The organism is Streptomyces sp. 5-10, from assembly GCF_014712245.1.
GTDB classification, from domain to species: Bacteria; Actinomycetota; Actinomycetes; order Streptomycetales; family Streptomycetaceae; genus Streptomyces; species Streptomyces violaceusniger.
Genome location: NZ_JACVYG010000004.1, coordinates 294,438 through 301,810 on the forward strand (window position 1 = coordinate 294,438; position 7,373 = coordinate 301,810).

6 protein-coding genes and 4 pseudogenes are annotated in these 7,373 nt (G+C 66.5%); 7 read left to right on the forward strand and 3 right to left on the reverse strand.

Annotated elements, in window-relative coordinates; all coding sequences use genetic code 11:
• Positions 1-33 precede the first annotated feature (33 nt).
• From IEJ02_RS07470 to IEJ02_RS50325, 6 genes and pseudogenes are all read left to right on the forward strand, one after another.
• A complete protein-coding gene (locus IEJ02_RS07470) occupies positions 34-1,851 on the forward strand; it encodes an alpha-L-fucosidase (protein ID WP_191063985.1) in 1,818 nt (605 codons plus the stop codon).
• Entirely contained in the window at positions 1,848-2,090 is a 243-nt protein-coding gene (locus tag IEJ02_RS07475; protein ID WP_191063986.1) for a hypothetical protein, read from the forward strand. The genes IEJ02_RS07470 and IEJ02_RS07475 overlap by 4 nt, the downstream gene beginning before the upstream one ends.
• Before the next feature lie 270 nt (positions 2,091-2,360).
• Positions 2,361-3,239: a hypothetical protein gene (locus IEJ02_RS48370; RefSeq protein ID WP_223863506.1), complete on the forward strand. Its 879-nt coding sequence runs from the start codon at positions 2,361-2,363 to the stop codon at positions 3,237-3,239.
• A 150-nt stretch (positions 3,240-3,389) separates the two neighbouring features.
• Positions 3,390-4,127, forward strand: a complete 738-nt coding sequence (locus IEJ02_RS07480; protein ID WP_223863548.1) for an ABC transporter substrate-binding protein — start codon at positions 3,390-3,392, stop codon at positions 4,125-4,127.
• Positions 4,127-5,082: pseudogene (locus IEJ02_RS50320) on the forward strand (ABC transporter permease); the annotation flags it as partial. The gene IEJ02_RS07480 and the pseudogene IEJ02_RS50320, both read left to right, overlap by 1 nt.
• Before the next feature lie 219 nt (positions 5,083-5,301).
• The gene (locus IEJ02_RS50325; RefSeq protein ID WP_317985752.1) at positions 5,302-5,880 is read left to right on the forward strand and encodes an ABC transporter permease; all 579 of its coding nucleotides are present in this window, start codon (positions 5,302-5,304) and stop codon (positions 5,878-5,880) included.
• 197 nt (positions 5,881-6,077) lie between these two features.
• On the opposite strand, the pseudogene IEJ02_RS07495 reads toward IEJ02_RS50325, so the two are convergent.
• Positions 6,078-6,218, reverse strand: a pseudogene (locus tag IEJ02_RS07495) (IS256 family transposase); the annotation flags it as partial.
• An 85-nt stretch (positions 6,219-6,303) separates the two neighbouring features.
• On the opposite strand from IEJ02_RS07495, the pseudogene IEJ02_RS51050 reads away from it, so the two are divergent.
• Positions 6,304-6,396, forward strand: a pseudogene (locus IEJ02_RS51050) (IS5/IS1182 family transposase); the annotation flags it as partial.
• Positions 6,397-6,498: 102 nt separating this feature from the next.
• On the opposite strand, the gene IEJ02_RS07505 reads toward IEJ02_RS51050, so the two are convergent.
• Both IEJ02_RS07505 and IEJ02_RS48380 read right to left on the reverse strand, forming a co-directional pair.
• The gene (locus IEJ02_RS07505) at positions 6,499-7,104 is read right to left on the reverse strand and encodes a dihydrofolate reductase family protein (protein WP_191063987.1); all 606 of its coding nucleotides are present in this window, start codon (positions 7,102-7,104) and stop codon (positions 6,499-6,501) included.
• A gap of 131 nt (positions 7,105-7,235) precedes the next feature.
• A pseudogene (locus tag IEJ02_RS48380) lies at positions 7,236-7,373 on the reverse strand (zinc-binding dehydrogenase); the annotation flags it as partial.

The window sequence follows — 7,373 nt, forward strand, 5'->3', positions numbered from 1 at the left end:
CGTTCCCACCTCACCCGCTTACGGCCGATTGCCATGTGTGTCGCCGCTCTGCTGGCGGCGTTCGTAGTCGTGGCCCCGCAACCGGCATGGGCTGCGCCCAGCGACAACTTCGCCATCGACGACCCGCTGTCCTCCCCGCGCACGCAGTGGTGGACTGACGCGAGGTTTGGGCTGTTCCTGCACTGGGGGGTCTACTCGGCCTTCCGCGGTGAGTACAGCAGGCCCGACGGGACGACCTGCCGAGACGCCGAATGGATCAAGCGCAATTGCGCCATCCCGGACTCTGCCTACATGGCCAGGGCCTCGACGTGGAATCCGACGTCGTTCGATGCCAACGCGATAGTGAAGCTTGCCAAGGACGCGGGGCAGAAATACATCGTCATCACGGCGAAGCACCACGACGGCTTCGCCATGTGGCCCACCAAGGTCAACGACTACAACATCCGCCAGCGCACGCCCTTCCAGCGTGACCCGCTGCGCGAGCTGGCCGATGCCGCCCGCGCCAATGGCCTGCACTTCGGTGTCTACTACTCCATCTGGGACTGGCACGACCCCGACGCTCTGCCGGGCGGTAACTACCCCGCGTACCTCGACAGGGCCAAGGCCCAGATCAAAGAGCTGATCACCGACTACGACCCCGAGGTCCTGTGGTTCGACGGCTCGCACAAGGGCTACACCGACCCGCCCAACCCCTACAGCTTCGAGGACGGTGCGCGGATGGAGTCCTACGTGCGCGGACTCAAGCCCGGCATCATCATCAACGAGCGGTCGATCGACCACCACGGGGCCGACAACTACCACCTGTATCGGCCCGGTGACGGTGACTTCACCACCCCGGAGGGCTACTATCCCACCTCTCCGTCACCGTCGGAGTTGATGGAGACCTGCGACAACGTCAGCGACCGGTGGGGCTACGCCTACTGGGACAACAATTTCAAGTCGCCGACCACACTGACCCGCGACCTGATTCACTCGACCAGCATCGACTCCAACTTCCTGCTCAACGTAGGGCCCACCGACACCGGCGCCATCTCACCCGGCCATACGAGCGCCCTGCAGGGGATGAAGGACTGGGCCGCCACCCATGGCGTGGCCATCTACGGCGCCGGCTTCAGCGGGCTGACCAGCCAGCCGTCCTGGGGACGCATCACCCGCAAGGGGAACAAGCTCTACCTCCATGTCTACACCTGGCCTGACGCGGGCGGCACCCTGCACGTCACGGCCAGAAGCCCGTTCACCGTCACCGCGGCCCGCGTGCTCGGCAGCGACCAAACCGTGACGGTCCGCACCGCAGGCGACGGCTACGACTTCACGCCTTCCGGCTCGGCGACCAATCCGATCGCCACGGTGATCGAAGCCGACATCGCCACCCCGGCTCCGGCAGCCGCCGGCACCGGCACCGGCCTCAAAGCCGAATTCTGGACCAACACCACCTTCACCGGCACGCCGGCCGTGACCCGCACCGACCCCACCATCAACTACCTGTGGCGCTACGAGGGATCCCCTGCCCCGTCCATCGGAACCGACAACTTCTCCTCCCGCTGGACCGGCAAGATCCAGCCTAGGTACTCCGAGACCTACACCTTCACCACCATCTCAGACGACACCGTCCGCCTATGGATCAACGGACAGCTCATCATCGACAACACCACCCCGCACCTTCCCACCTGGAACCAGGGCAGCATCAACCTCACGGCGGGACAGCTCTACGACATCAAGCTGGAGCAAACCGAAAACGGTGGCGAGGCCGCGGCGAAGCTCATCTGGACCAGCCCCAACACCCCCAAACAAGCCGTCCCGCGAACCCAGCTCTACCCCACGACGACCCTCGACGACGACGCCCCGGCATGACCTACACCGGCACCTGGAACACCAGCACCGGCCGCACATACGCCTCCGATCTCAACGGAGACGTCCACTACACGACCACCAACGGCGACGCCTTCTCCTGCACCTTCACCGGCACAGGAATTGACTTCCGCGCCGAGAAGAACAGCGACCAGGGCCTCGTCGACTTCTACCTCGATGGCGTGCTCCAGGCCACGGTCGACACCACCAACCCGACCCGGCTGTCCCAGCGACTGCTCTGATCACCCTGATTCCGCCGACAAGTCAGACGGTCTCGCCGAGTTGGGCAACCTGTACGCCTGGAACCCGGCGGAGCTCGGCGAGTCGTCGAATTCCCTCAGGTCCCGTCCGTTAGCAGCTGGGCTTCCAGCGTCATGACTCGACTCGGCTATGGCTGCTGACGATGCAGGCCGTCAGCTCAAGGACTCCCACCCGGTCATTTCCCCACCGCCTCAAGCACGAACCAGACGATCCGTCGTCTCACGGAAACCACCCCGAAAGGAACACCCTCCATGTATCTGGCCCGAAGAATCAGGCAGCGTGTGATGGCGCTCGCCGCGTTCACCTGCGTCATGGTCCTCGCGTTCTGCGGCCTGGGCAGCGCCCCGGCCAAGGCCATCGGAGGCAGCGCCACCGACTGCATGAGCCAGGGCAAGTTCGGTGTCATGACGCACTACCTGGCCGAGAACTGCCCCCTGAGCTCAGACGGTCCCTACAGCTGCCCCACCTCGGCCTACAACACGGGAATCTTCCCGACGATCGACCAGTGGAACACGCGGGTCAACAACTACGACGTCAACGGTGTGGTCCAGCAACTCAAGTCTGTGGGCGCTGGCTGGCTGGAGATTCCCGTCGGACAGAATTCCGGCTACTTCGCCGCGCCGAACGCCGAACTCCGACGGCTCGCGGAGGCCGCCAACGTCACGCCATTACTGACTCAGCGGGACCTCATCAAGGACCTGGGCAACGCGCTCCACGCCGCAGGTCTGAAACTGATCGTGTACACCACCTCCGACCAGCTCCAGTACAACCACCGCACCCAGAACGACGCCCTCCTCAGGGCGCTCGGCGGCGACCCCGCCCACAAGACCGACCCTCCGAACGCCACCTACCAGGCGAACTGGAACAACGTCATCAGAACCTGGGCCCAGCAGTGGGGCACATCGGTTGACGGCTACTTCATCGACGGCTCCCGCTGGACCAGCCTCGCCCCCTACTACGAGCAGCTCGCCCAGACCATACGCCCCGCGACTTCCCTCTCGCAGCACGAAAGCGTTCCCCTCATGAACATCAAGAAGACGTCTCTGTACAGCGGTGCCGCCCTCCTCGGCCTGACCTTGACCGCCTGCGGCGGTGGCGCCGGCGGAAGCGGCGCCGCGGGCGGGGCGTAGGACAAGAACGCCACGGTCAATATCGGCTCACTTTACGAACTGCAGAACCTCGACAACACCGCGGGCGGCGGTCAGGGCGTCACCGAGGCGCTGAACGGCAATGTCTACGAAGGGCTGTTCAAGTTCACCGACAACGGCAAGGTCGAGAAGCTGCTCGCCCAGAACTACAAGGTCAGCGACGGCAATTCCACCACCAAGCTGTTGCTCGTCTTCAACGACAAGGCCAAGCCGTTCACGGACGTCAAGGTCCGCCAGGCCGTCTCCGCGGCCATCGACGACAAGAAGCTGCTGGAGTCCGTCTGGGGCGGCTACGGCAAGCTCATCGGCTCCATGGTGCCGACCACCGACCCGTGGTACGAGGACCTCACCAAGGTCAACGCGTACGACCCCGCCCGCGCCAAGAGACTGCTCGCCGAGGCGGGATACAAGAACGGTTTCACCTTCACCCTGGAGACCCCCAACTACGACCCGCACCCGATAGCGGCCACCTTCATCAAGTCGCAGCTCGCCAAGGTCGGCGTCACCGTCAAGATCAACTCGATCACGCCGGACCAGTGGTACACCAAGGTCTACCAGAACCGCGATTTCACGGCCACGCTCCAGGAACACGTCAACGACCGTGACCTGGTCTGGTACGGCAACCCCGATTTCTACTGGGGCTATGACAACAAGCAGGTCACCCAGTGGGTCGATCAGGCCGAGCAGGCGTCCACCACGGATGAGCAGACCCAGCTGCTGAAGAAGGTCAACCGTAAAACCGCCGAGGACGCGGCCAGCGACTGGCTGTACTTGTATCCGCAGATCGTCGTGGCGAACACCAAGCTGTCCGGCTATCCGGTGAACGGCCTGAACTCCCAGTTCTTCGCCTACGACATCAAGAAGGGCTGATGGCCCGGTTCATCCTGCGCCGCCTCGCCTTCCTGCTGGTGTCGCTGGCGCTCGCGAGCGTGGTGCTGTTCGTGTTGCTGCGCCTGTTGCCGGGCGATCCCGCCAACGCCTCACCTCGGTGGGCGCCGCCCCCGAGCAGATCGCGGCCGCCCGGCACTCCCTCGGCTCCGACAGACCCCTGCCCGAGCAATTCGGCCACTGGATCGGGCAGTTGGCCAGTGGCGACCTGGGCACGTCCTTCATCAGCTCGCTCCCGGTCGGGCCCGAGGTCGGCGCGCGGCTGAGGGTGACGGTCCCGCTCACCCTCGCCGCGTTCGTCCTGGCGGTGCTCATCGCCGTACCGGCCGGCTTCATCGCCGCGTACAAGCGGCGGACCTGGTACGGCGCGCTGCTCAGCCGGGTCTCCCAGCTGGGCATCGCCGTCCCGGTGTTCTGGCTCGGCATGATCCTGATCGCCATCTTCGCGCTGAACGGCGGCTGGCTTCCCGCCGATGGTTTCCCCCAGGACGGCTGGGCGGAGCCCGCCGAGGCGATGCGCTCCCTCGTCCTGCCGGTCGCCACCATCGCGCTCGTCATGAGCGCCTCGCTGATCCGGTACGTCAGGTCGGCCACGCTCGACGTGCTGGGGAGCGACTATCTGCGTACCGCCCGGGCCCTGGGCTCGTCGTTCGGGCGGGCCATGTGGCGGCACGGACTGCGCAACGCCGCCGTACCGGTGATCTCCATCCTCGGCATCGAGCTGGCGTCCACGCTGCTCGGCGCGGTCGTCGTGGAGTCCGTGTACGCACTGCCCGGTCTCGGCTCCCTGCTCGCGACGGGCATCGCCCAGCACGACTACCCCGTCATCCAAGTCGTGCTGTTCGTCTCCACGCTCGCGGTGCTGCTCATCGGCTTCGCCGCCGACATCCTCCAGCGGATCATCGATCCGCGCCTGCGGGGCAGGCTCTCGGGGGGGTGCCCGATGAGCCGCCCGATGAGCCGCCCGTCCATTAGGCACTCGGCCACGCTGATCGCCGGATGCGTGACGGCCGGACTGATCGCCCTGCTCGCTCTCGTCTCGCTCCTGTGGGTGCCGTACGCTCCCGACGACACCTCCGGTGGACGGCTCGCGGGCCCCGGCGAGGGCCATCTCCTGGGGACCGACAAGCTCGGCCGCGATCTGTTCACCCAGCTGATGACCGGCTCCCGGATCGCCTTCGAAGCGGGCCTGGATTCCGTCCTCATCGCGGCCGCCATCGGTGTCACCCTGGGCGTCCTGGCCGCGTTCACGCGCGGCTGGCTCGACGATACCCTCTCCGCGCTCCTCGACATCCTCATCGCCTTCCCGACCCTGCTCCTCGCGATGCTCGTGGTCGCCGCCCGCTCGGCCACCCTGGCGTCCGCCGTCCTGGCCATCGGTCTCGCACAGAGCGCGGTCGTGGGACGGCTGGTGCGCATCCTGGTCAAACGGGTCCTGACGCAGGACTACATCACGGCCGCGCGCACCTCGGGCACCTCCTGGCCGCGGATCGTGGCCGGGCATGTGCTGCCCAACATCTGGCCCACGCTCATGGTGAACCTGGCTCTCCAGTTCGGGCTCGCGATCCTGGCCGAGGCCGGTCTGTCCTACCTCGGCCTGGGAGCACCGCCGCCCAATGCCTCATGGGGGCGCATGCTGCAGGAAGCGCAGGCCAGGCCACCTTCACCACCGCCCCGGCCGGCGCGCTCGCCCCGGGCATCCTGCTCGTGCTGCTCGTCATCGGTGTCAACCTGATCGCCGACGGTCTGCGCGACACCCTCGACCCGGCGGCCCGGGGGAGGCGCGGATGAACATCCTCGACGTACGCGGCCTCACCATCCGCGGGACGGACCAACGTGTCCTCGTCGACGACATCTCGTTGACCATCGCCCCGGGGGAACGACTCGGTCTCATCGGCGAGTCGGGGTCCGGCACATCTCGGTTACGGTCGTTCATGCCATGCGGGCTTCGGGGCGTTCGACGAGGCGGCCGCGTTCGAAGCGGGCTCCGGCGTGGACGAGGGCGACGTGGTGAGGCGCGTTCACGGCCCGCCACCGCTGTTGGGCGGACTCGACGAGCGTGAACACCATCGCCCCATTCCCACGACCGCAGGCTACTCAGCAGCCCATGTGGGATGGCCCCTTTTGCCGTTTCGTTTGGATCAGTCCGTGGTTGGCGGTGATGAGACGCCTGCGTGTTCCGCGCCGACGCGGACGGCCCCGCACCAGGCCGGACGCCGTCCTGGCCGACAAAGCCTACAGTGGCGCGGCATCGCCACCCGCTACGAGAAGTCCGCGCGGCCATCTACCTGGCCGGACTCCACGCAGCGGGCAGCTTCCTGTGGTCTGCCCGGTGACAATCAAACGAAGCGGCCTAATAGCTGTCGTAGCTGGGCTTACCGTTCGGCCGGTAGACGCCGACGATGGTGCCGCCCTTCGTCGTCGAGACGCTGACCGGCTCCAGCGCAGTGGGGATCGTTCCGTCGGCGAACAGCCGCTTGCCGGCGCCGATGATCACCGGATGGATGGTCAGCCGGTACTCGTCGACGTGGCCGTGCTGCATGAGGGTCTGGGCGAGGTCGCCACTGCCCACGACGTTGATGTTGCCGCCGTCGGACGCTTTCAGCTTGCGTACGGCATCGACGGTGTCGCCCTCCAGCAGCGTGGAGTTCTGCCACTCGACGGATGTCAGGGTCCGAGACGCCACGTACTTGTGCATGCTGTTCATCCGATAGGTGAACGGGTTGTCGGGATCGGCGGTCGGCCAGTACGACGCGAAGGTCTCGTACGTCTTGCGGCCGAGCAGCATCGCGTCGGAGAACTCGTACCAACCGGCGATGGCCGTGCCGACCTCGTCGTCGGCGACCGGCTTCTGCCAGCCGCCGTGCTCGAAGCCGTTCTGAGCGTCCTCGTCCGGACCGCCCGGCGCCTGCATGACGCCGTCCAGCGTCAGGAACGTGCAAATGATGATCTTGCGCATGGTGCGCTCCCTTCGTCGATGGGTAGACCGCACAACCGCCGGAATCTCATCGGCGGAACCTGCGCGGCGCAGCACCAGGGGCGTCGTGTGCTCGCCATCGGGGATCCGGCAGGCCCTGCGGCGTGCGGCTGCCGGTGCGCGTCGGCGACGCGCTCGAACGGGAACGTCTCCTGCACATGGACCCGGAGCCTGCCCTGTTCGACGAGTTCGACGAGACCTCGCAGGGCGACCGGATCGGGGTCGACCGCGATGCCGCTGAAGCGCATGCC

Coding starts and splice junctions, on each gene's coding strand:
- IEJ02_RS48370 (WP_223863506.1), top strand. CDS start 2,361: ATGTATCTGGCCCGAAGAATCAGGCAGCGTGTGATGGCGCTCGCCGCG.
- IEJ02_RS07475 (WP_191063986.1), top strand. CDS start 1,848: ATGACCTACACCGGCACCTGGAACACCAGCACCGGCCGCACATACGCC.
- IEJ02_RS50325 (WP_317985752.1), top strand. CDS start 5,302: ATGACCGGCTCCCGGATCGCCTTCGAAGCGGGCCTGGATTCCGTCCTC.
- IEJ02_RS07470 (WP_191063985.1), top strand. CDS start 34: ATGTGTGTCGCCGCTCTGCTGGCGGCGTTCGTAGTCGTGGCCCCGCAA.
- IEJ02_RS07505 (WP_191063987.1), bottom strand. CDS start 7,104: ATGCGCAAGATCATCATTTGCACGTTCCTGACGCTGGACGGCGTCATG.